At 52.2% G+C, this 24,505-nt stretch carries 13 protein-coding genes and 2 pseudogenes; 12 read left to right on the forward strand and 3 right to left on the reverse strand.

Annotated features, from left to right (window positions below):
- Positions 1 to 23: 23 nt before the first annotated feature.
- Positions 24 to 1,799, reverse strand: coding sequence for a glycoside hydrolase family 13 protein (locus PAT3040_RS11670; RefSeq protein ID WP_108992806.1), 1,776 nt, complete (start codon positions 1,797 to 1,799; stop codon positions 24 to 26).
- A 136-nt stretch (positions 1,800 to 1,935) separates the two neighbouring features.
- Positions 1,936 to 2,952: a LacI family DNA-binding transcriptional regulator gene (locus PAT3040_RS11675; protein ID WP_108992789.1), complete on the reverse strand. Its 1,017-nt coding sequence runs from the start codon at positions 2,950 to 2,952 to the stop codon at positions 1,936 to 1,938.
- Positions 2,953 to 3,343: 391 nt separating this feature from the next.
- Between PAT3040_RS11675 and PAT3040_RS11680 the strand changes: the two genes are divergently transcribed.
- The 3 genes from PAT3040_RS11680 to PAT3040_RS11690 are packed head-to-tail and all read left to right on the forward strand — an operon-like array spanning position 3,344 to position 6,883.
- Positions 3,344 to 4,723, forward strand: a complete 1,380-nt coding sequence (locus tag PAT3040_RS11680; RefSeq protein WP_307719162.1) for a sugar ABC transporter substrate-binding protein — start codon at positions 3,344 to 3,346, stop codon at positions 4,721 to 4,723.
- Positions 4,724 to 4,742: 19 nt separating this feature from the next.
- The gene (locus PAT3040_RS11685) at positions 4,743 to 6,050 is read left to right on the forward strand and encodes a carbohydrate ABC transporter permease (protein ID WP_108992790.1); all 1,308 of its coding nucleotides are present in this window, start codon (positions 4,743 to 4,745) and stop codon (positions 6,048 to 6,050) included.
- Entirely contained in the window at positions 6,047 to 6,883 is an 837-nt protein-coding gene (locus PAT3040_RS11690) for a sugar ABC transporter permease (protein WP_108992791.1), read from the forward strand. The genes PAT3040_RS11685 and PAT3040_RS11690 overlap by 4 nt, the downstream gene beginning before the upstream one ends.
- A 94-nt stretch (positions 6,884 to 6,977) precedes the next feature.
- Here the strand turns inward: PAT3040_RS11690 and PAT3040_RS11695 are convergent, their stop codons facing one another.
- Positions 6,978 to 11,093 (reverse strand): glycoside hydrolase family 2 protein, encoded by a 4,116-nt coding sequence (locus tag PAT3040_RS11695; RefSeq protein ID WP_181376566.1) that lies wholly within the window; start codon positions 11,091 to 11,093, stop codon positions 6,978 to 6,980.
- A 502-nt stretch (positions 11,094 to 11,595) separates the two neighbouring features.
- Here PAT3040_RS11695 and PAT3040_RS39960 point away from each other — a divergent pair.
- The 9 genes and pseudogenes from PAT3040_RS39960 to PAT3040_RS11735 form a co-directional block, all read left to right on the forward strand.
- Positions 11,596 to 11,979 (forward strand): annotated as a pseudogene (locus PAT3040_RS39960) (glycosyl hydrolase family 28-related protein); the annotation flags it as partial.
- 201 nt (positions 11,980 to 12,180) lie between these two features.
- Positions 12,181 to 12,753, forward strand: a pseudogene (locus PAT3040_RS39965) (right-handed parallel beta-helix repeat-containing protein); the annotation flags it as partial.
- A 57-nt stretch (positions 12,754 to 12,810) separates the two neighbouring features.
- Positions 12,811 to 14,370, forward strand: a complete 1,560-nt coding sequence (locus PAT3040_RS11705) for an ABC transporter substrate-binding protein (RefSeq protein WP_108992794.1) — start codon at positions 12,811 to 12,813, stop codon at positions 14,368 to 14,370.
- A gap of 88 nt (positions 14,371 to 14,458) precedes the next feature.
- The gene (locus tag PAT3040_RS11710) at positions 14,459 to 15,352 is read left to right on the forward strand and encodes a carbohydrate ABC transporter permease (RefSeq protein WP_179215525.1); all 894 of its coding nucleotides are present in this window, start codon (positions 14,459 to 14,461) and stop codon (positions 15,350 to 15,352) included.
- Between the two features lie 42 nt (positions 15,353 to 15,394).
- Positions 15,395 to 16,225 (forward strand): carbohydrate ABC transporter permease, encoded by an 831-nt coding sequence (locus tag PAT3040_RS11715; RefSeq protein WP_179215526.1) that lies wholly within the window; start codon positions 15,395 to 15,397, stop codon positions 16,223 to 16,225.
- A gap of 86 nt (positions 16,226 to 16,311) precedes the next feature.
- A complete protein-coding gene (locus PAT3040_RS11720; RefSeq protein WP_181376567.1) occupies positions 16,312 to 17,439 on the forward strand; it encodes a GntR family transcriptional regulator in 1,128 nt (375 codons plus the stop codon).
- A 134-nt stretch (positions 17,440 to 17,573) separates the two neighbouring features.
- Complete coding sequence (locus PAT3040_RS11725; protein WP_181376568.1) at positions 17,574 to 20,330, forward strand: alpha-mannosidase; 2,757 nt, start codon at positions 17,574 to 17,576, stop codon at positions 20,328 to 20,330.
- The gene (locus PAT3040_RS11730; protein WP_108992797.1) at positions 20,327 to 22,930 is read left to right on the forward strand and encodes a glycoside hydrolase family 2 protein; all 2,604 of its coding nucleotides are present in this window, start codon (positions 20,327 to 20,329) and stop codon (positions 22,928 to 22,930) included. Before PAT3040_RS11725 ends, PAT3040_RS11730 begins: the two co-directional genes overlap by 4 nt.
- Positions 22,931 to 24,256 (forward strand): glycosyl hydrolase family 28-related protein, encoded by a 1,326-nt coding sequence (locus tag PAT3040_RS11735; protein WP_108992798.1) that lies wholly within the window; start codon positions 22,931 to 22,933, stop codon positions 24,254 to 24,256. It begins immediately after the preceding gene.
- Positions 24,257 to 24,505 lie beyond the last annotated feature (249 nt).

The raw sequence follows: 24,505 nt of genomic DNA on the forward strand, positions 1-24,505 counted from the left end.
ATCGCTGCGCTCCCGGAGCGCTCCTACCCGGCCGTTCCCGCCGCAGGTGCGTGCAGGATGGTGTAGCCGTATGGAGGGAGAGCGACCTGTACCGCACTCTCCTCAACCGTTGCGTACGGCTCGCTGTTCACGGTGCGCCATGATCCAGCCGGATGTGCTGCCGGTATTGCTGCGACCACAGGAGCATCCTCATTATTCAGCATGAAGAGGAACCGCTCATTCCCGTCCCAGCGCTCATAGATCAGCAACTGCGGATGTTCCGGTACCGGCAGGAAGCGCAGACCGCTGCCGCGCAGCGCAGGGTGAGCCTTGCGAAGGCTGATCATGCTGCGGAAGAACGAAAGCAGCTCCGTATTCTGCTTGCTCTTGTCCCATTCCATACACTTGCGGTTGAGGGGGTCATGCTCTCCGTCCATGCCAATCTCGTCGCCGTAATAGATGCATGGCGCCCCCAGATAGGTCAGCTGGAATAATGTCGCCAGCTTCATGCGCTCCACATTGCCGCCGCATAGCGTCAACAGCCTCGTCGTGTCATGGCTGCCGAGCAGATTAAAGGATACTTCCGTAACCTGCTGCGGATAACCGGCGAGCTGCGTGCCAATCGCCTGGGCGAACTCGGCCGCATTCGTTAGCCTACGGGCGAAGAAATTGAGCAGGATGTTCGTGAAGGGATAGTTCATGACCGCGTCGAATTGGTCGCCTTGCAGCCACGGCATGGAATCATGCATAATCTCGCCCAGGATATAAGCCGAAGGATTGATCCGTTTGATCTCGCTCCGGAATTCCCGCCAGAATTGATGATCCACCTCATTGGCGACATCGAGACGCCAACCGTCCAGCCCCATCTCCTCCAGCCAGAATCGACCGACATTAAGCAGATAAGCCTTTACTTCTTCATTAGCGGTATTGAGCTTGGGCATGATAGGCTCGAATGCAAACGTATCGTAGGTCGGAATCCCGTCAACGACTCGCAGCGGCCATTCTCGAATATGGAACCAATCCGCATAACGCGAATCCGGACCGTTGTTCAACACATCCACGAACGGCGGAAACGTATGGCCGCAATGATTGAACACGGCGTCCAACAGCACGCGTATGCCCCGGGCATGACAGGCATCGACCAGTTCTCTAAGCTTTTCGTTTGTGCCGAAATGAGGATCGATCCGCATATAGTCCGCAGTGTCGTACTTGTGGTTGGTGGTGGCGGCGAACAGCGGGTTGAAATACAAAGCATTAATCCCCAGTTCGCTCAGGTAATCCAGGTGGTCGATCACTCCCTGCAGATCACCGCCGAAAAAATTGCCGGCGCTGGGCGTACCGCCCCATTCCTGCACGCCCTCGGGGTCATTGGACGGATCGCCGTTAGCGAAACGCTCAGGAAAGATCTGATAGAATACCGCATCCTTGACCCATGCCGGGGGCATGTGAACATCCTGCGGATTAAGATACGAGAAGTCAAATAATCCCTCATACATGACCTTGGGCGGCTGGTCAAAAAATCCCTTCTCCAAAAAGTAAAGGATCTCGCCATTGTCCGAGTGCAGCGCGAAGTAATAAACAAGTCTGCGGAATCTGGGCTGCACGGCGGCTTGCCAATAGTCGAACAGCCCGTCGGATGCCAGACGCTCCATCGATATCGTTTCCTTGTACTTCTCCGAATTGTATTTGTCGCCGCAGTGCAGGTCGATGCGCGGGACGTTGTTCCGTTTGGTGCGGATGCGGATGTGCAGGGTCGAATCATTGTAGGCATAGGACCAGTTTTGTCCCATCCTGTGGTAAACGGCTTCCAGCATAATCATCATTACCAGGCCTCCTTAGGCATGAAAACACAAAAAAGGGCCAACCTCTGTTAAGAACGAGGTTGAACCCGAAAGTTTCATTGCCTTTAAATTTTCTAAATCATACCATAACGTCTTTGCCAACACAATAACATTTTCATTTGCGAAGCGAAGATTCCCGAACCACCAGGCGGTGGGGGATGATGAAGCGTGATTTGGCCTTTTCCTCTCCCGCGAGCAGCAGCAACAGCTGATGTGCAGCCGTATAGCCGAGCTGATAGGTGCCGATATCAATGCTGGTCAGGGAAGGGGTGGAAAGCTCGGATAAAGCGATGTTGTTGAAGGCAGCCAGGCTGATATCCTGCGGAACATGGTAACCCAGCTCTCCCAGCCCGCGCAGCACGCCGAAGCAGACCCCATCGTCGATCACGACAAGCGCCGTCGGCCGGTCCTCCAGCTCCATCAGCATGGAGATCGCGCGGAATCCGCTCTGCTGAAGCAGCTCGCCGTCGATGATCCACTCGTTCTGCACAGGATAGCCTGCCTCCTCCATCGCCTTGCGGTAACCTTCCAGCCTGTCCCGGTTGACGATCATATTGGCTGGTCCGGCGACGAATCCGATGCGCTGGTTGCCTTGGGCGATCAGATGCTGTGTCAGTTCATAGGCGGCCCGGATATTATCCGTATCCACGGAGAGTGTGCTTGCGGAATAGTCATTGCGTCCAATAAGAACATAAGGGAATTGCTCCTCTTCCAGCAGCCTGATCAGGGGATCCTCCAGTCGCGAGCTGAGCAGCACGACGCCATCCACCCGGCCCCCTCGAACCATCCGGGTAAGGCTCTCCCGTTCTTCCTGCGCCAGGGAACCGGTGGCCATCAGAATATCGAAGCCGGAGCGGGAGGCGCGCGTGGAGATGCCGCGGATCAGCTCGGGGAAAAAGAAATTGCTGAATACATCATCCGGTGTCCGCGGCAGAATAATGCCAAGCGTGCAGGTTGTGCGCTTGGCCAGCCCCTGGGCGGCATGGTGGGGATGATAGCCGAGCTCGTCGAGTACCTGCCTGACCCGGAGAATGGTATCTTTTCCGATCCTTCCATTGCCGGCAATGACGCGCGAAACAGTCGAAGGGGATACCTGCGCTTTATTGGCAACATCTTTGATTGTAACCCTCATGAGAGCCTCCCGTCCCTTTGTGCAAGCGCTTGCTCACCTGATGATTCCTAATCATAGCTTAGGAGAAGAAAAACAGCAACGGAAAGATGAAAACGGCCGATAGAGCAAGTATAGAAGAGGAATAAAAAGAATTTGGAAGGTTTCTGCCATTTTATTAGTGAATTTAAGGGAATAAGCGAATTGCAAACGCTTTTACGATTGCTGTATGATGAATGCGAGCCAACGATTTACCAACTGATTCACCATAATTTAAAGGCAATGTTACCTGGAAGGGTACAACCTCGGCACCTTGTGCAGCGGGTTTGTACTCTTTTTTTGCATGCATGGCCTTATATGGACAGGTGGTATAGCGTTTGCGCAAATGATCGAATCACAACGGTGGGCAAGCAGGATGAAGCAATTAACCATGCTATTTATTCTGACGGAAGAAGGGGCGATTACAATGAACGGAGCGAAGAGAGCAAGGAAAACATCATGGGGAATGCTTCTGATGGGCCTGGCATTGGCGGTGATGATGGCGGCATGCAGCAACAACGGAGGCGGCAATGGGGCTGGAACGGCTTCGCCGGGCAATACCGGCGTAAATAGCGGGACGCCGGAGGAAACAGGCGGCAACGAAGACGAGGAGATTGCGCCAGAGGAGGGAGCGAAGCTGGTTGTATGGGAAGCCAAGGAACAGCTGGCGTACATGCAGCAAGTCGGTGCCGCCTTCGAAGAGCAATTCGGTGTTCCGGTTACGGTAGAAGAGGTTGCAGGCGGCGATCAGGGCGGACGTCTGGCGACAGACGGGCCATCCAAGCTGGCAGCCGATGTACTGACGCTCCCTCATGACCAGATCGGTCTGGCGGTTACGGCGGGGCTGCTTCTGCCCAATGATCTGTTCGAAGAAGAGACGCGCGCCAACATGGTAGAGGCCGCCGTTACCGCATCCACCTACGATGGTATCTTGTACGGCTATCCCAAGTCGGTGGAGACTTACGGCATGTTCTATAATAAGGATCTGTTGCCAGAGGCTCCGCAGTCCTGGGATGACGTGATCGCTTTCGCCAATACCCATAATGATCCGAAGCAGAACAAGTACGCGATTATGTGGGAGTTCGTAGGTTACTACTCTTACCCGTTCATCGGCAGCTTCGGCGGCTATATTTTCGGGGATGACAATATGAACCCCAATGATATCGGGCTGAACAACGAAGGAGCAGTCAAGGGCTTCACTTACCTGCAGAGCCTTCGCGACATTTTGCCGATGAATGCCGGCGACGTAACGTATGACGTAAAGACCCAGCTGTTCCAGGAAGGCAAGCTGGCCCTGAATATTGATGGTCCGTGGTCTGTGTCGGCCTTCAAGGACAAGGTGAACTTCGGCGTGGCCCCGCTGCCTCAGACTCCTGACGGTCAGCCATCGATGTCATTCTCGGGCGTAAAATCCTATTACGTCAATTCGTATTCGAATTACCCAATCGCGGCCCGGCTGTTCGCGAACTTCGCTAGCAGCAAGGAAAACCAGCTCAAAAATTTCGAAATGACAGGTGCCATTCCGGCTAATATCGAGGCGGGCGAAGACCCGGCGATCAAAAATGACCCCATTACAAGCGGCTTCTTCCAACAGTTCCAGAATTCCGTTCCCATGCCGTCGATCTCCCAAATCAACTCGGTGTGGGATCCGCTGAAGGCGGCGTTTATCTCCCTATGGGACGATGCCGGGCTGGATGCAAAGCAGACTCTGGATCAGATGGTAACGACGATTAAGGCGGATATCGCCTCGAAATAAATGACAGGTGGGTTGTGGCATGCAGAAAAAAACAATCGCAGTCCTTCTATCCATCCTGTTTATGGGTGCGGGGCAGCTGTATAACCGCCAATATTTAAAAGGGCTGCTGTTTCTGTTCATCCATGCAGCGGGCATATACAGCATGCTTCAATACCTGCAAGACTATCTGCGCGGCCTCATCACGCTCGGCGTTCAGCCGAGCGCGATGGTCAAGGTAGGCAAGCTGACCAAAATGGTGGAGGGGGATCACTCCATCTTCATGATGATCAACGGATTGGTCGCCTTGCTTGCGCTGATCTTGTATCTGTTCCTGTATGGACTGAATATCAGGGACGCCTGGCTGGTCGGGCGGTCGCGCGACCAAGGCGAGCGGCCCCATCACTTCATAGAATCCCTTAGAGAGATTAATCGCAAGCACTTTGCCTATATGGTGCTTGCCTTGCCGGCCGTTGCCATCTTGTTCCTGACGATCCTGCCGATTATTTTTTCCGTTCTGCTTGCCTTTACCAACTATGCGGATCCTATTCTCCCGCCTGCCAATCTTGTTGATTGGGTGGGCTTTGACAATTTCGTGAAAATGGTGAATCTCAAGGTATGGAGCTCGACCTTCGGCGGCGTGCTGACCTGGACATTGACATGGGCCGTAATCGCTACGTTCACGACCTATGTCGGCGGCGTGCTGGTCGCCGTCCTTATTCAACAACCGGGCATCCGCTTCAAGAAGCTGTGGCGTACCGTTCTTATTGTGCCGTTCGCGATTCCGAGCATGATCTCGCTGCTGGTCATGCGCAATATGTTCAACAATCAGTTCGGTCCCATTAACGGTTATCTGCGGGCAATCGGTTTGGAGGGGATCCCGTGGCTGACGGACCCGTTTTGGGCCAAGGTTACGGTGATACTCGCCAATATGTGGCTGGGCATTCCGGTCACGATGATCCTGGCGATTGGCGTGCTGACTACGATTCCCAAGGATATGTACGAAGCAGCCGAGGTGGACGGCGCGGGTTCCGTGCAGAAATTCCGTATGATTACATTGCCGATGGTGCTGTTTGCAACGGCGCCGATCGTAATTATGCAGTTCGCGGGCAATATCAACAGCTTTAACGTCATTTACCTGCTGACTAGCGGCGATCCGGTCAATTCCAATTATCAGTATGCTGGCCATACCGATCTGCTCGTCACTTGGCTTTATAAGCTGGCGCTCAACCAGTCGCAATACAGCTTTGCCTCGGTAATCGGCATTGTTATTTTCCTGCTGGTGGCTTCCTTCTCCATCTGGAGCTATAGGCGGACACGATCCTACAAAGAGGAGGACATGATCGCATGAACAGAGGACCGGCCGCTGTCGCCAAATTATCGTTAAGCTATGTGATTCTGATTATTCTCAGCTGCATCAGCCTGTTCCCGGCGCTCTGGATTGTCATGTCCTCGCTCAAGGTCGGCAACAGCTTGTTCAGCGACACCTTCATACCTAAAAGTTTCACCTTCGAACATTATATAAATCTATTCCAAAATACCAGTTATCCGCTGTGGTTTCTGAATACCCTTAAAGTAGCGGCGCTATCGACGGTGCTCGGCACGTTTCTGCTGTTGCTATCCTCTTACGCGATCTCGCGCTATCGGTTCGCGGGCAGGAAGACAACGCTCACCACGCTGCTCGTCCTGCAGATGTTCCCGGGATTTATGGCGATGATTGCCATCTATGTGCTGCTTAATACCGTGGGCTTGTTGAACTCCCATTGGGCTTTGGTGCTTGTCTACAGCAGCGGGGCGATCATCACGAACGTGTTCGTGGCCAAGGGTTTCTTCGACACGATTCCCAGAAGCCTGGAGGATGCGGCGCGGATAGACGGCGCCAGCCATATGCGATTGTTTTTCTCCATTATGATTCCGCTGTCCAGGCCGATGCTGACGTATGCGAGCCTCATGATCTTTAACGGCAGCTTCGTGGATTTCATATTCGCGGATCTCGTGCTCCGCACGGAGGAGCAGCGGACGCTGGCCGTCGGTCTCTATCGGATGGTAAGCCAACGCAATTCTACGGAATTCACATTGTTTGCAGCCGGAGCCGTGCTGGTGGCCATTCCGGTCACCATGTTGTTCATGTTCTTGCAGCGCTTCCTGGTGGAAGGGCTGACGGCTGGGGCGTCCAAGGGATAAAAAACGTCTTAAAGAAATAAACACGCCGCATTCGGCGTGTTTATTTGTGTTTAGTAGTTTCTTCTTATATGAGAAGCTTCTTCCTGGCAACTTTTTAAAAAACTTCGATTTCAGACAAGCCGTTGTTAAGCCAGCCAGAGTTGGACGAATCGACTTGGAACTTCATCCATGTAATGCCGCTTTTTGCGGGAAAGGCCACTGTAATCGGAGTCCCGGCGTTATCGAGCGCTCCGACAGCGATGCTCGATCCATCACTGAAGGTCAGCGTACCGGACTGAATGTTATCATACGGATTAGAACGGTCATATAATTTGACGGATCCAATTGTAATGCCAGCGTTCCAAGTCAATTTGATCCATGGACGCTCCTCGCCATTAGATGCCCATTCTCCGGCTCCCCAAATATGTTTGACGCCATCGATTGTTAGGGCGCCATTTAAGGTCGGATCGGCCGAAGAGGTTTCCAATTTGTTGGCTGCAGGCGCTTTGTTGCCGCTTACGACTAGACCTAACTCATATTTCAGCAATTGATCCAGCAAATATTTTCCTGCCACGTTTTCCCTGGCGTCATGATCCGTAATGAGATCGCCGGTCAGGTCGCCGCCTGCCGCAAGGCTGTCGAGGCGCAGTGTCGTCTGAAGCAGCGTGCCGCTGCCAACATTGAATTTAGATAAGTAGGAGCTTACGGAATAGCCGCGTAAATCCATTCTCGCAATGATAGGTTGATGAGCCGCAAGATTCGTCCCCCCGTAAAACCCTTTGTAATCGAGCGAATAGTCGGTTGCCAAATCGAGAAACTGCTGGTTGCCGAAGCCTTCATGAGGGAATTGTCCCAGTGCGGGATGCTCATTCGGAATAAAGGCAAACGCCCCGATATTAAATGTGCCTGATTGTGATGCGACCGGTCCGGCGCCGTGACCGACATAAATCACTTTCCCGCCGTTGTTCAAATAGCTGTTGATGGTCGCGCTCCAATCTGTCGTAATGAGTAGATCCGGATTGTCGTTAGCCCAAGCCGTCATCCAGGGATAACGGGTTATCAGATCCAACTTATTGGCAGGGTCGTAAACCTGAACCGATTTATCCGGACTAGATAAAGGTGTATTCGAATATACCCAGACCGGCCAGTCGTTCGTAACGATATAATCTCCGCCATTGGCGGTTAGCGTCACTTGAAGCGTATATTTATATGAGCTTGCGTCGTCCGGTGTGGTAAATGTAATAGCATTCAAGCCGTATACATCGCCGTTTGCAAGGGTAACACCGTTCTGGCTCGTTCCGGACGAAATGATCGTCCCGTCTGCTTTCAGCTTCCAAGTGACTGAGCCATTCGTAATTGCGGTTCCGTCGTAATGCGACAGCTTCGGGGCAACGGTAAATGAAGAACCTCCCCACACGTTGAGTGTCTGCCGATCAAGCAGCAACGCCGTCGGGTTTGTCGATTTTGTTAATTCAGCCGAGTCGAACTTGAGATCGCCGTTATCGTCATAAAAACCGGCTTGCGTTTGCGCGATATCGCGAATGTGAGTAACGAACAATCCGGCTACTCTGCTATTCATTTTTGATGCTTCGATATAATGCTTCTTGGACATTTGCGCATTTGCGATGGAAGACGATCTAAACGCATTGATTTGCGCGAGACTGAAGCCTTGGCTTTGCAAAATCGTCTCGGGATCATTCGTTCCGAACATCGTCCACCACCAAGGCAATGTCCCGCCGTTGGCGTTCTTGATCGCGGTCGTATTGCGAATGGTATCGGTATCGGCATATTCGCCCAAAATAAGGGGTTTATCAACGCCGCCGCTAGCCCTGGCATTTGCCCAAACATCGATAATTTCTTTGAATTTGTTTAGTTGATAGTAGGGGTGGGTCGCGTAGAAATCGCCGTATTTCGTCATCCCTCCCGAACTGTTGTCCAGAAATAGCCGGTTAGGAGCCAGCGACTTGCCCATGTTGTACAAATCGAACATTAACGAGTCCATCTTTGGCGAGAAGGTTATCATTTCGCAATTGAAGTCGCTCATGATGACGCTCGGATGGTTACGATCTTTTATCACCATTTCGGTTATATTGCTGCGTGATCGGGAGAAGAAGTCATCCGACTCGACCGGATGCCAGATTGGATATTCAATGTAGACAAGCATGCCTTGCCGGTCCATTTCATCAAGAACATACTTTGGCGGCACCGTCAGGGTGTATTTGATGGTATTGAATCCTGCGTTCTTTAGATCGGTGATTTCTTTTTGTACTTGCGAGACAGAAGGCGCCTCTGCAAGCGTGTCCCAATAAAGTCCCCAGTGAAGCATGCCGGTAAGGAAGATGTTTTCATTATTCAGTTGAATTTTTTTGCCTGATACGCTTATTTTTCGCATCCCAAAGTCTACGGTTTCGGCATCGAGCACGGACGACCCTTCTTTGACCGATACGGTGGAAGTATAGAGATGGGGGGCGGATGTTGACCAAAGCTCGAAGGACGGCATATTTACATAAAAGCTGATGACGGCCATCCCGTGCGCGTCCAGCGTTACGGAGCTCGAACCTGAATAGGAAGTGCCACCCCCAGCACGGGGCGCAATATCAGAATGAAACGTTAATGATCTTGAGATGTTGCTCTTGTTGTGCACGCTCAGTCGCACTTCTGCACGATTATTATCGATATCGGGATTCATAAATACATTTTCTATATAGATGTTTTTGGAGGTGCTTAAGTTGACGTCTTGCCAAATTCCGCCGTAATTAATAGCAATTGTATCCTGAAGAAAGCCGGCATTCGTCTCTTTAACGGGAATTGTCCCGGTACCGGAGTTCAATCGCGAATCAAATTGATCGGTTACTCGAACGATCAGCGAGTTCGTTCCGCCTGCATTAACGATGTTGTTCATCGAGCTGATGTCGAATTTAAACGGCACATAGCCGCCTTCGTGAGAACCGATGAACTTGCCGTTCAACCATGCCTCCAGCTTATAGTCGGCAGCATCGAACTGCAGCCACTTGATTTCATCGGATGCAAGCGAAGGGATCGAAATATTCGTCTTGTACCAGCCTACTCCGTCGAATCGTTTTGGGTCTTGGTAAACGGAATCGATTGTACTGCCTACGTGAGCGTAAATTCGGACTTTCGCGGCGGAAAGGTTGGACAGACTTCCGATATGATGATCCGTACGTTCGTAATAGTTTAATCCGTTTGGATTATAATGGCCGATAACGACCGTATGGTCCGTTCCTCCATTATCGTATTTGGACTCTTCCCAAGCTCCCAGCGAGGAATTGTAGGTCATGAGCCGAATATTAAAGTTGCGATCCGTTGCGGCTGTCCAATTCGTTAAATCATTCGACCAGTAGCTGTTTCCCGATGGAGCGTTGCCGCTGGCGAATAAATCCAGCGTATTCGTTTGCATGTTTCCGGGGTTGTCGATTGTCGAATCAAGAATGATCGAGTTATTGCCCGCCTTTAGATAACTGATCGGAACGGGGATTTCGATCCAATGGTTGGCGTTATCCTGCAGATTGGAAATGTCGGCGGATACCCACTCGTTGTCATTTAGTTTTACTTTTACAAAATTTTTTTTGACACCGTCAAAGGACAGACTTGTTTCCCATGCCGAAGGAACGGCGATATTTTGCCAGACTGCATCATCAAGCTTCGAATATTGCAGGCGGACATTCCAATGTCGATCGCTGTTTTGCATAAAGTTGACGCCGTCATTGCTGTACCACGCCAAATGGGTCGTGCCGCCAGGGATTGTTGCCAATAAGTCCAGCGAATCATCCCCCATATTACTGCCGCTAACAATGGTCGAATCGAAAGTGACGGCGTTATCGCCATCGAGCAGATCGGCATGATTTACGGGAATTTCGATCCAATGTGTCTTGTTGTCCATATACTGGCGAAGATCTACATGCTGCCATTGACCATCATTTATATTCACCTTTAAGCAGTAACAGGTTTCGCCTGTTTTACGGGTAAGATTGCTGCCCACATGAATTTGAGCCATGATTTTGGCATATTGGACATCGTTTTTGTCGGGAATATTCAATACCATGCGTTCGATGTAAGTCTTGCCATTGGGTGAATAGCGCCCAATTACCGTTGATGTGTCGCGAACGCCGGAATCGTATTTGATGATGCGAATATCATTTTCTATATCCGGGTAGATCTGCCAGGTCCCATTAAGGCTGACCTTGTCGGTAAAAGCTTCAGCTTTTTTCATTGCAAGCGCTCCCATTACTATGATCGTAAAACAAAGGATTGGCAGGACAAGCCGTAAACTCCTCACACTGTGTTCCTCCTTTAGGATAGATAGATCATGTCAGGCCCATTATGACTGAATGCGAGAACGGTGCTCCCTCACCTCCCGTTTTTAAAAAATACAACTGGTTACGTGTGGAATATATCATGTTAAATTAGGAGGAGTCAATCCTAAATATCATGACAAATTATTGTTGACATTACAAATCGACCGTGCTAATTTTAATCATATCGGACAGTGAAGTTATTGGTTTCTGGCCAGAACTTTAAACTTACTGGCTGAAATATACAGGCAAGAGGGGGGTTATATGCCATTTGTAAAGACAAATAGAGCGAAGTTCATTTTTTTGCCCTTGTTGTTGTTGTCAGCTGCGGCAATCGCTTTTTTTGTTCTGTGGAGTCAGCGGGGCGGACAGAACGTTTCTTCGGGCTTCCTGGAGAAGGAGGGGGTCTACAACGTTCAGATGCATGGCGCCAAGGGCGACGGAACGACGGACGACACAGAGGCGATTCGCAGCGTCATCGACTATGTGCAGAGCGCGGGAGGGGGAATCGTCTTTTTCCCTGCCGGCAAATACAAAGTCTCGTCAACGCTGCTTCTATCAGGCAATAATGTAGAGCTGCGGGGGGCGGGCAAGGCTTCGGTCATTTTTATGGATAAGAGCGACGGTACGGTCATTAAAATCGGCAACGAAAATGAAATGATGCATACGACGCATAACAAAGTAACGAATCTGACGATTGACCGAGCCGTGCCGCCTGATCCGGATATCGAGGGACGGATCTCGTACGGCATTCATGTTGAGCGTGCGCGTTTCACTACTTTGGATGGCGTCATCGTCTATAATGCAGCCTACGGCATCGGAGTGGGCGAGAAGGGCGGGGACGGGTTTCCGAACCAATTTACGAATATTGTGAATTCGTATGTCATGTATTCCGGAAGCATGCAACCGGTATCGACGTTTCCCGGCGCAAATATCGTTTTTTGGTCAGGCGCGGACTATAAGGTTAATACGACATTCGTAGAGCCGACCCATGTCGGTATCTTGATGACGGGCAATGCGAACGGTATCAACATCAACGAAACGACCGTCATTAACGGCGCGCCTTACAAGAAGGGCATTGTCAGCATTGGCAAAGGCTTCGCCCGCTACATCAGCAATTCGATCATTGAAAATGCGCTCGAAGAACAAATCTATATCGGTGAAGGCTCGCAGCGGGTCACCGTATCCGATTCGTGGATCGGAGCGGGCAGTCGCAACGATAAGAACGACCGCGCCGGGATCGTCATCGAGGACACCACGCAGAAAGTGACGATCGCCAACAACAGAATTGGCGATCAGCGCAAGCAGGCCATACTTTCTGCCGGATTCAACGTCATTATTCAAGGCAATACAATCGAAGAAAACGTCAATTCCGGCTGTGCTTGCGATAGCGTGGAGATTACTGGAGGAGATTATGTCATCGTCTCGGACAATCGGGTGTTTGGCAGTCTCGATCGGTATGGCATTCATGTCAGCGGCAATACCGATTACTACACCATTACCGGCAACGTGTCGCCGGAAGCTGGCGTGCATGCGGCCGCCGCTGGTAAAAATGCGATCGTTAAAGATAATTTGTAAACGCATAATGAAAGCGCTTAATACTTAGTGATATATTTGTTTAAGGGGGAAGAGTAAATGAAATTTATCGGTTCGAAAACGAAGAGCACTATAATGATTAGCCTTTTGGCGGTTATGGTCGGCTTATCTGCTTGCAGCAACGAAGGCAACAGTCCCAGTCCGACAATCAACACGCCTACGGACAATCCCGATGCTTCGGGCAAGCTTAAGGGCAGGATCGTCCTTTCTAACAAAATGGCTGAGCAAACGGCGCTGCTGGAAAAGGCAATCGAAGAATACAAGAAGGTACAGCCCGATGTGACGGTCGATTATCAGATCAAGCCTTGGGAGGGTTACGAAACGTTTCTGAAAACGACTCTGGTTGGAGGCAGCGCGCCGGACGTCATGTTTACGGAGGAGGCGAATACGTTCCGGGCGCAGGACTCGATCATTTCGCTCGACGACTATCTAAATACTCCGAATCCGTACTCGGATACGGAGAAGCCGTGGAAGGACGATTTTGTCGCCCCCTACATCGATATGACGCGAGATGGGGCGGGACGATCGAATATGGTGCCATGGTCCATATTTAGCCTGGGGCTGTTCTATAACCAGGAAATGTATGAAAAGGCCGGAGTTGCGCAGCCTCCAGCGACATGGAACGAATGGAAGCAGGTGAACCAGCAGTTGGCGGACGCGGATTTCTTGCCTTGGGGATTGGCAATTAAACCGGACGACGCTCAAAGCTTGTGGGCCATCGGCAACTGGATGAACGCCGCTTTCCGCTCGGATTACGAGGTGCTTAATCTCAAGCATAAGGAAGGGTGGAGCTACGATCCGAACGACCCGGCTTCGACGGTCGGCGAAGCGATTACAATCGACGAGCTGTGGATCGGCTACAAGAAGGGCATTCTCGACCCGGCCAAATCGGAGAAGCTGCGTTCCCTCTTCCAGCTGTTCAAAGAGATGACCCCCTATATGAACAAGGACTTTATGGCCATCGGGGGCTCGGAAGTGCCGCAGCGGTTCCTGACCGCCAAAAATGCCCAGTTCTATAACGGAACCTGGTTCGTCGGCAATATCAACATGCATATGGAATCGCTCAAGGCCGATGGCAAGGAGGATCAAACATTCCGCTGGGGCGTCATTCCGTTCCCTAAGGTTGGAGCTGAGAACGGTGCTTTTTTTGACAAAGGCGAGTCAAATGAACTGTCGGGACTGCGTAACGGATTCATGGTCAAGAAGTCGGACGATGCAAACACTACCAACATTGCGATTGATTTCCTCCGTTTTCTGACGAGCCCGAAAATGGCGTCCGAGCTGTTCCAATTAAAAAATCCGGACAGCGGCAAACGCTTCGTAGCAGATATAGCCGCGATTGCGGGCGTCCCTCCAATGGAAGGTGCGGAGATGCTTTCGCCTGAACGCAAATATGCCGATCTCAACCTGACGTTTTTCGCCGATCAGAAGGATCAGGACGAGTTCTGGGGGCAATGGCAAAAATATTTGACCGACAAAATAACGCTGGACGAATTTGCGGCCCAGCGCAGCAAATCGTTTGGAGCGGGTATTGAGCGTCAATTAAAGCTGCTCCAAAGCGAGGTGGACCAGGCTCTGATCGATAGCGAGTTGAAATAAGGAACAAGGGGAGAGCGGGCTAGCCCTTGCATGTCTGCGGGGCTGGTCCTGCTGTTCACTCCAAATGCCGGAGGAGATGGGTGGAATTTTGGCTTCGAAAATCAATTTTCGCGCGTTGTTCAAGAACAAATGGCTTTATGCCGGCTTGCTTCCATCATTCGGCCTGCTCGCCATATTCTCGTATTATCCGTTTTTTAATTCGTTTTACACTTCGCTGCTCGATTCGAACGGCGTCAATCACAGCAAGTTCGTCTGGCTCGCCAATTTCGTTGAACTGCTGACAAACGATGCCGAGTTTTACCCCGCGCTAAAGGTGATGGCGGTCTTTGCAGTGGCTGACGTAGTCAAGGCGGTCAGCGTCCCCTTGTTTGTGGCGCTCATGATCCACCACCTGCGCAGCGAGCGGGCGAAGTACATTTTTCGCGTCCTGCTCGTCGTTCCGGCGGTTGTCCCGAGCATGGTCGGGCTGCTTTTGTGGAAAAGCTTTTTGAGCGAAACGGGGATGATCAACGAGCTGTTAAAAGTAATCGGAATGGGACAATTTGCGACAAGCTGGCTGGGAAATGAGGATACGGTCATTGGAGCTCTCATTTTTATCGGATTTCCGTGGGTGAACGGCGTCGGTACATTAATCTTGTTAGCCGGCCTGATCAATATCTCCAAGGAATTATATGACGCGGGGCGCGTCGATGGCGTATCAGCCTGGAGGCGAATGTGGAACATCGAAATTCCCTTAATTCTGCCACAGCTCAGGCTGCTGATCATTTTGACAATCATCGGCAGCATCCAATCGTATGAGAGCATCCTGATCATTACGCAAGGCGGTCCGTACGGCATTACGAATGTGCCGGGGCTTATGCTGTACAACAATGCCTTTAGCTATGGGCGCGTCGGCTACGCTTCTGCAATCGGCATCGTGCTGTTCTTGCTCATTATTGGCTTTACCTACATTAATAATCGCTATAATCGTGTAGACGCATAAATGCCGAACGACAACAACCGAACATGCAGGGGAGGGAATGCGGTGCAGAACCGCAGATGGCTCGTGTTTGAAGCGCTCCGCTATATCGCGTTGAGCGCGATGATGGCTTTCTCGCTTTACGGTCTCTTTTTCATGGTCATGAATTCGTTCAAGACAGAAGCGCAAATGACGATCAATTACTGGCTGCCGGAGTGGAAAAATCTTGCCTGGGAAAATTACGAATTCGGGTGGAAGGCTGTCTCGCCCTACATTTGGAACAGTATCTATATTGGCTTGTTTACCGTGGCGGGCACGCTGCTTGTCGGCGTCATTTCTGCCTATATTTTCGCCCGGTTCCGCTTTCCCGGAAAAGAAATGCTGTATATCGGCGTCATCTCTCTTATGATGATTCCGGGCATTCTGACCTTCATTCCTTCATTCATCATCGTGCAGAAGCTCGGTCTGCTGAATTCTCCGCTAGCGCTGATTATCCCCGGAATCGCCGGCGGACAGGTCATGGCCATCTTTCTTCTGCGCGCCTTCTTCGAGCAAATATCGAAGGAGCTGCTAGAGGCGGCAAGAATTGACGGAGCGACCGAAGGAAGTATTTTGCTGCGAATCGTGCTGCCGTTGGCGATACCGATGGTCATGACCATCTCGATACTGACGCTGCTCGGCTCATGGAATTCCTATATTTGGCCGCTTGTAACCATTAGCGACCAAACCTACTGGACGCTGCCGCTGGGCATTGCCAATATCAGCAGCGGATACGACGTCAAACGAACGCAGATGTATGCCGCATACACGGTCGCTTCGCTTCCGCTCATGGCAGTCTTCTTGTTTACGATGAAATACTTTATCGAGGGGCTTAGCTCCGGTTCCGTCAAAGGCTGATTCCATTGACAAACGTATTCGTTCTGGTTAAACTGAACTCACGATTTGTAATGTCAAATACGAAATGTGTTTTCAAAGGAGTAAACATGGAATCGGAATCACCTAAGTATTCACAAATTAAGCAGTACATCGTTCAGAAAATTAATCAGGGCGATTTTAGGCCGCATGATCAGATACCGACAGAGTTCATGTTGTCGGAAAAGTTCGGTGTCAGCCGGATTACGTCCAACCGGGCCATTCGCGAGCTGGAGATGGAAGGGTATATTTATCGGACGCGGGGCAAAGGCAGCTTCGTGGCTTCTCCTAACGATCGTCTGGCAGGTGCCGGTACCGAGTACAGCGTGCCCGATGCGGCACGCAGGGTTGCCGTGATTTTTGCAGATGTCCAGCATCATCAGTACGGGTATACCACCTGTATGGAAATATTGCTGGGCGCGCAGCGGGTGCTTGCCGAGTACGGATACGACGTATCGATCTTTTTCAGCGATGAGAGCGAGGAGCAGGAGCAGCGTCTGATCACTGCGGCTTCGAGCGGCCAATTTTCCGGTTTTCTCCTTTTGCCATTATCCAGCAATCATGAGCAAGAGGAGTTGAAGCGGCTGAACGAGCGGCGTTTTCCGTTCGTCGTTATCGACCGCACGATCCGGACGCTGCGAACGAATCTGGTCACATCCGACAACTTTGACGGCGCTTATCAAGCGGTTTCCTATCTGATTGAGCAAGGACATCGCAATATCGCGTTTCTGTCGCTCAAAATCGACTATGCCTCATCGGTGCACGAACGGTATAGAGGTTACTGCGAAGCGTTGAGCGATCACCGGATTCCGCTGCGCCGGGAGCTGGTTATGGAAGATTACATACCGGCAAATATGGCGGCGATCACCGAACGGCTCCTGGAGCAGATCCAATCTCCTGCGGACAAAGTAACGGCAGTGTTTGCCATCAATGACGAAATTGCGATCGACGTGATGAAGGCACTGCCTCAGCGCGGCGTGGCTATACCGGAAGATGTCAGTCTGATCGGCTTCGATGATTCCCCCATGCTGGATCATGTGTCGATTCCGCTCAGCTCGGTCAAGCAGTTCCGCAAGCGGTTAGGCGAACAGGCCGGCGAAATGCTCATTCGGCATATCGAGGATAACGAGCTGCCGCTGGAGCATGTGATGCTGAACACAAAGCTGGTCGTCCGCAAGTCGACGGGCAAGGCGAAATAAAAGAGGCAGTGCCGCATTGCTAGAATTGCAATGCGGTGCAGCCGGCGATTCGGCTGGCGGCATTATAATGTAAGCGCTATATTGTAATTTCAAAAGTCATGTCAACATGTCAAATGGAAGGTTGTGTACAGCTAATGAAACGTATTTATATTGTGCCTCATACCCATTGGGATCGGGAATGGTATTTGTCCTATCAACATTTTCGCATCCGTCTAACCCGGCTGATCAAGGGGCTCCTGGAGATCCTCGACAATGATCCTGACTACGTCAGCTATCATCTCGACGGGCAGGCCAGCGTACTGGACGATTACTTGGACATTCATCCGGAAGATCGGGAGCGGCTGAGCACCTTCATTGCCGAGGGGCGGATCAAGGTTGGACCTTGGTATGTGCAGCCGGACGAATCGCTTGTGAGCGGAGAATCGTTAATTCGCAACTTCTCCCTGGGAATCCGCAAGACGGAGGAGATGGGCGGCAGTCTCAAGTTTGGCTACTTGCCGGATATGTTCGGGCACATCTCGCAATTGCCCCAACTACTGAGGGGATTCGGCATGTCGCAAGCGGTCGTCTGGAGAGGCCTTGGCGACGTTGCTGCCCGCAGCCAATCCGAACTGCTGTGGGAAGGGGCCGATGGCAGCGAGCTGTTTACTTACAGGTTATCCAATCAGATGGGCTACTCGGAATTGTTCCGCCTTTATTCCGATCCGGATAAAGCAGCTGAACAAATACGCGGTGCAGCAGAGCGCCATCTTATTCCTGCATCGGGCATTGACACGCTGCTATTAATGGTCGGCGTCGACCATATGGAGCCGCAGCGCGATCTATCCCGCATCATCCGCGAAGCAGCTCCGCTGCTGCCGGAATATGAGCTGGTGTTCGGCACGATCGATGGATTTCTAAACGAAGCAGAGGAGAAAACGTACGGGAAGGATCTGTTCAAAGCGCATGGAGAGCTTCGCGATACGAACCGTGTCACTAGCGGCGGGTTTAACTTTCTTTTGGCAAACGTGCTTTCCTCGCGAATGTACCTGAAGCAGGCCAATGCACAAGCCCAATATTTGCTGGAACGATGGGCGGAGCCGTTCTCAACCATAGCTTGCGGTTTGGCGGGTAATCGCTACCCGGATCGCTTGCTTGAGCAGAGCTGGATCTATCTGTTGCAAAACCACCCGCATGACTCCATTTGCGGCTGCAGTCGGGACGAGGTTCACCGGCAGATGATGACGCGTTTCGAATGGTCGACGGAGATTGCCGGGCAACTGAAGGACGAGGCCCTCTATTCATTACTGGCGCAAGTCGACACTTCGGTGCTTCCGAATGACCGCATCATCTTTCATGCCATTAATCCGTTGGAGCATACGCGGCGCAATACGGTCATGGCGGAGTTGTACCTGCCTGCCGATGCCCCTGCCTTCCGGACGATTGATATTTACGACTCCGAAGGGAAACGGCTTCCGAGCCAGGTGATGGATGTGCGGCCTGAATTCCGCTGCGTTCACCATCACGAGACTGCCGTGCGCGATATGGCGATGCTGCATAACGCTGCTCCTCCCGAGGAGCGAGGCATATTGCCAGGGCTGGAATATTCGCTGAAGGCGACAGTTGCATTCGTTCCGCAGACGCTGCCCGCACTAGGTTATGCCACCTTTACAGCAGTTCCGAACCGGAAGCGGGTACCGGAACGAGGGGTTATCGCGAAAGGGAATTCGCTTGAAAACGAGTGGCTGAAAGCAGACGTGCATTTCGACGGCAGTGTGACGCTTTATGACAAGAAGAACGGCCATTGTTATCAAGGGCTGCTCGTATTCGAAGACGGCGGCGATGGAGGGGACGGTTATACGTACTCCGCCCCGCTAATCGATGAGGTGTTCACTACGAGAGGGATTCAAGCTTCCGTCACGGTCGCGGCCGATGGCGAGGCACTCGGCGTACTGCGCATCGAGCGAAGCTGGGAGCTGCCTGCGGGTCTGGCGTCCGATCGCAAACGCAGGGCTTTGGAGAGACGGATCTGCCGACTCGTCACTGAGGTCAGCCTGGGAGTGGAGGACGAATGGCTGGGCGTAAAGGTCATTTTCGACAATCAGGCTGCCGATCATCGGCTGCGGGTGGCGCTTCCTACGGGACTGAAAGCCGATACGTCTTGGTCTTCTGCCGCCTTCGATCTTGTAGAAAGGTCTGTAGAGGTCGTTCAGCCAGATGAGGCCGCGTGGATTGAGGATGCTGTAGGCGTCTTCCACAATCATGGTTTTGCCGGTATGACCGATGCCGGCGGCGAGCGGGGGTTTGCCGTTGCGCCTCTTGGCTTACCGGAATGCGAAGCGACCGCGGACGGAACCTTGTATTTGACGCTGCTGCGTGCGGTCGGCTATCTTGGTTCGCCGGATCCGCTGACAATCGTGAGCGGCGCAGGGCCGAATTTCCCGACGCCGGAAGGACAATGCCAGGGAACGCATACGTTCCGCTTCGCGCTAGTGCCGCATCAAGGCCGTCCGCTGGAAGGAGAAGTATGGAGGAGAGCGCATGAGCATCATTTGGCGGTCCAAACGGTTCAAATGCGGCATTCGGCGAAGGTTGCCGATCAGAACGGGGGGGATGGAACGGGAGCGCTGCCCCTGACGCAATCGTTTCTCCAGCTGGGCGGGGAGCGGCATTCGTTCGTCCTGTCCGCGCTGAAAAAAGCGGATTCGCGCGACAGCATCCTGATCCGCCTTTTTAATGCATCCGACGCTACAGGACGGACGATGCTCCGCTGGTGGCAGCGTATCGGCGAAGCGTATGCCGTAGATTTGGCGGAAAACCGACTCGCTCCGTTAGTTGTCACGGATGAACAGGAAATCGCTATTGAAGCGGACGGCAAAAAAATCGTCACGATCGAGATCGTGCCTGTATGAACGGCCGCTTGAACCTGAGCGGTGACGATTGGCAGCTGACCGGCTGGTACCGTAATCAGTGGCGGTTTACGGTATCGATGGAGCTAGGGGAGACGTTTCCTCCTCCGGTCGGGCCGATTGCCGCGACAGTGCCCGGGGCCGTGCAATCCGATTTGCTCCAAGCCGGATTGTTGGACGATCCCAACAGGGGATTGCGCAGCTTGAGCGGCGAGTGGGTGAATAACCGGGAATGGTGCTACGAAAAGAAGTTCGATATTCCGGACGGCTGGCCGTTGGACCGGTGCGAGCTTGTGTTCGAAGGGCTTGATTACGCCGGGGAGATCTCTCTCAATGGCGTGAAACTTGGCGAATTCGAGGGTTTCTTTTGGCCTCATGCCTTTGATGTTTCACCTTATATTCGTACAGTATCCGAGGGCTCGAACCACCTGCGTGTCATGTTCAGGCAATCGCCGGAGATCGACGGCCAGTACGGATACACCCACCTTGTCACCACCCTGAAGCCGCGATTCAATTATGTCTGGGACTGGTGCCCGCGCATCGTGCCGGTTGGCATCTGGCAAGACGTCTGCCTGTATACGTACCGGGCTGCGAAGCTGACTGATTTTTGGCCCCATGCGACTCTAAACGATGATCTGCATACGGGGCAGGTTCGTTTTGCCGCCTCCGTGGAGACGCTCGCAGCCGGGCCATACAGGGCCGAATATCGGCTTAAGGACGAGGATGACGCCGTCCAGTACGAATGGTCAGAGACACTTATGCTTAAAGGCGGGGTTAACTCCTTCGAGCATATGGCGGAAGTGGGCGAAGTACAGTCATGGTGGCCGAACGGTTATGGCAAACCTTCCCTCTACACGGCTGAAATCAAGCTGCTGAGCGAACAGGGGGAGGAGCTCCAGGCCGTGGTTAAAACGATCGGCTTTCGCAAGCTGGAATGGGTTGCGAATGAGAACGCGCCTGTCGGCGCTTTGCCCTATACGCTCGTAGTCAATGGCAAGCGCATATTCATTAAGGGCGTCAATTGGGTGCCGATTAAGCCTCTCTACGGTTCCGTGACGGAGCAGGACTACCAGCAATATGTCGGCCGATTTTGCGATATGAACGTTAACCTGCTGCGTGTATGGGGCGGCGCTATCATTGAGCAAGAAGCCTTTTATCAGGTATGTGACCGCCTGGGTTTGCTTGTATGGCAGGAATTTCCCCAATCGTCGAGCGGCATCAGCAACCTGCCGCCTGATGATCCGGCTGTGCTAGCGACATTGGAGCGGGCAGCCGCCCAAGCAATCCGGGAGAGGCGCTCGCATCCCTCGCTGGCGGTGTGGTGCGGAGGCAATGAGCTCATGTGGGAAGGGGGTGTGCCTGTTGATGAGCGACATCTCAATATCGCCATGTTGAAGCGATTGGTTGCGGAGCTCGATCCAGGACGGCGGTTTTTGCCTGCAAGCGCATCGGGTCCGACTTTCGTGGCCGATGCCAGCCGATTTGGCCGGGGACTCCATCATGATGTCCATGGTCCGTGGCAGTATTTGGGCGATCGCGAGCATTATGCTTTCTTTAATAGCGACGATGCCTTGTTTCGCTCGGAAACAGGGACGCCGGGCACATCTCGGGCGGCAACGATACGCAAGTGGGCGGATGGGCTGTCTGTATGGCCGCCTACCCGGGACAATCCGTACTGGGTTCATCGCGGAGCCTGGTGGATTCAGTGGGAGCAATTGGGCGCGTTGTTCGGATTGTGGGCTGCGGATGCGGATGAGCTGGAATTGTATTGCCGGGTCAGCAGGTATATGCAGGCAGAGTCGCTGCGGTACGCCGTGGAAGCAACTCGCCGGCGGGAACCGGAAGCTTCCGGATTTATCGTCTGGATGGGCAACGAACCATTTCCGAACAATGCGAATACATCCGTCATCGAATATGACGGCATGCCGAAACCGGCTTACTACTTGTTGAAGAAAGCCTACGCGGGCCTGCATCTCTCCGCGCGCTACAACCAATTGGCGTACAAAGAGGGCGATACTTTCGCATGCGGCATCTTTATCCACAATGAACATTCCGAGATTGAGGGGCTAGAGGCCACAGTGAATGTATCGCTGTATGGAGCGGACGGGAATCTGCTAAAGCGGTGCGTTTACGACTGTTCTTTGGGTTTTGGAGCGCAGCTGGCGGGGGATTTTTCCTGGATAGTGGAACGCCCGGCGCATGGTGTATTTGTACTGCGGTTGGAGGCTGTCGCCGGGGAATGGACTGTAGAGCGTAACGAGTACGCTTTCGCTGTGGAGAGTTCCGCCCCCCTGGAGCCGCTGCTGCAGCTTCCGCGGGCGCAAATTGTCATAGAAAGGGAGCCGGAAGTACTTCATACAGCTTTTATTCTGGTTAATGTTTCACCTGTATGCGCCATTGGGCTGATGGTGATGGAACGTGATCCCGGGCAGTTTGTATGTTTCGACCGCAATATGGTTGTGCTGTTGCCAGGAGAGCGGCTGCAGATGAATTGGGCTCAACGGAACCTTAAGGAAGGCAGCGAATTCATTCCTATTATAGAAGGGCTGAATGTCGAGGCCGATTGTAACGAGTGGCAGCATAATTTAAAGGAGGAATCGTAGATGATGAATCAATTTAAATTTCGTATGCGAATACTGGTTGCTATTTTGGCGACGGTTGTACTAGGGGGAAGTACCATAACTGCACCTGACCTAGCCGTAGCGGCGAGCGTGACGGATTACAATGTAAAAGCCGCCCCTTATAACGCGGCCGGTGACGGCATAGCGGATGATACAGCCGCGATTCAGAGCGCGATCAATGATGCGCAAAGCGCAGGCGGAGGCGTCGTGTTTTTTCCAAAAGGGAGTTATAAATTAAGCTCGACACTCCACATAACCGAACATAACGTACAACTGGAAGGAACGGGAAAGGGGTCGTCCCTCTTCCTCGACAAGGGAACGGATGCTGTCATTCATATCGGAACAGGGAGCGGTCAGACGACACACAACAAGGTAAAAAATTTGGCGATTGATCGTTCCGTAGCCCCGAATGCCGATATCGTCCATTCACCTTCATACGGCATTCGTGTGGAGGGAGCAAGATTCACGACGTTGGATGGCGTTACGGTCTTCAATGCCGCATATGGCATTTCCGTCGGTGTAAAAGGCAACGCACAATTGAATACACAGTTCGTAACCATCCTTAACAGCAATGTAATGACGACTGGAAGCATGCAGCCAACATCGGTTTTTCCAGGCGCTAATATCGTGTTCTGGTCCGGTGCCGATTATAAATTGTCAAAAACATTTTTGGAGCCGACGAATATAGGCGTGCTGATGGAAGGCAACTCAAATGGCATTAATATCGATACGACGACCGTTATTAACGGCGCTCCTTTTAATTATGGCATCATGAGCGTCGGCAACGGATTTGCCCGTTATATCGTCAACAGTATTCTTGAGAACGCCCATCATCAGCAAATCTACATTGGTGGAGAATCGGAGCGCGTCACCGTGGCGAATTCCTGGATCGGTGCCGGCGACGAGGAAGGCACGACTACGCGACTGGGCATCCTGATCGAGTCAGGCGCCAAAAAGGTCACGATTGCAGACAATCGTATTGGCGACCAGCAGCTGCAAGGCATTTTCTCCAAAGGGGATAATGTGACGATTACAGGAAACCTGCTGGAACGCAATGTAGTACGTAACCGGCTCAATCCCAACAATTGTTTATCCTGCGACAGCATGCAGATCGAAGGCGGGAAACATGTGATTGTAAACGGCAATCGCGTGTTCAGCGACTTTGACCGGAACGGCATCGGGCTATTTGACGATGGAGCTCGCAAATTAAACTATTACATCGTAACAGGCAACGACACTTCCGAATCGGGAAGCGGCATTCATGACGCGGCGACCGGTACAAGCAAAGTGGTTGCCAATAATTTATAACCGTTTTAGAAGCATCAGGAAGCCTTGTCCCATAAGGCTTCCTTTCGCTTTCACCCGAACATAAAACCCTATCTCTCCACTGGCGGCGATAAGGCCGCATGAATAGTTGGAGATTCTAATGGACAGGAGGAAGTCTTCGATTCATTGTGAGTAACGGAGCTGAAACGTTCTGCTTTCGCTAACGGACCTCAGAGCCTCTAATTGCAGCATTTTCGCGATATTGAAAATCTAACGGACTCAGATGACGCT

The organism is Paenibacillus agaridevorans (assembly GCF_003112455.1).
Lineage (GTDB): Bacteria > Bacillota > Bacilli > Paenibacillales > Paenibacillaceae > Pristimantibacillus > Pristimantibacillus agaridevorans.

What these genes read in the sequence shown, in the direction of transcription:
- PAT3040_RS11670 (WP_108992806.1), bottom strand. Translation starts at nt 1,799, where the DNA reads ATGATTATGCTGGAAGCCGTTTACCACAGGATGGGACAAAACTGGTCC.
- PAT3040_RS11675 (WP_108992789.1), bottom strand. Translation starts at nt 2,952, where the DNA reads ATGAGGGTTACAATCAAAGATGTTGCCAATAAAGCGCAGGTATCCCCT.
- PAT3040_RS11680 (WP_307719162.1), top strand. Translation starts at nt 3,344, where the DNA reads ATGAAGCAATTAACCATGCTATTTATTCTGACGGAAGAAGGGGCGATT.
- PAT3040_RS11685 (WP_108992790.1), top strand. Translation starts at nt 4,743, where the DNA reads ATGCAGAAAAAAACAATCGCAGTCCTTCTATCCATCCTGTTTATGGGT.
- PAT3040_RS11690 (WP_108992791.1), top strand. Translation starts at nt 6,047, where the DNA reads ATGAACAGAGGACCGGCCGCTGTCGCCAAATTATCGTTAAGCTATGTG.
- PAT3040_RS11695 (WP_181376566.1), bottom strand. Translation starts at nt 11,093, where the DNA reads ATGAAAAAAGCTGAAGCTTTTACCGACAAGGTCAGCCTTAATGGGACC.
- PAT3040_RS11705 (WP_108992794.1), top strand. Translation starts at nt 12,811, where the DNA reads ATGAAATTTATCGGTTCGAAAACGAAGAGCACTATAATGATTAGCCTT.
- PAT3040_RS11720 (WP_181376567.1), top strand. Translation starts at nt 16,312, where the DNA reads ATGGAATCGGAATCACCTAAGTATTCACAAATTAAGCAGTACATCGTT.
- PAT3040_RS11725 (WP_181376568.1), top strand. Translation starts at nt 17,574, where the DNA reads ATGAAACGTATTTATATTGTGCCTCATACCCATTGGGATCGGGAATGG.
- PAT3040_RS11730 (WP_108992797.1), top strand. Translation starts at nt 20,327, where the DNA reads ATGAACGGCCGCTTGAACCTGAGCGGTGACGATTGGCAGCTGACCGGC.
- PAT3040_RS11735 (WP_108992798.1), top strand. Translation starts at nt 22,931, where the DNA reads ATGATGAATCAATTTAAATTTCGTATGCGAATACTGGTTGCTATTTTG.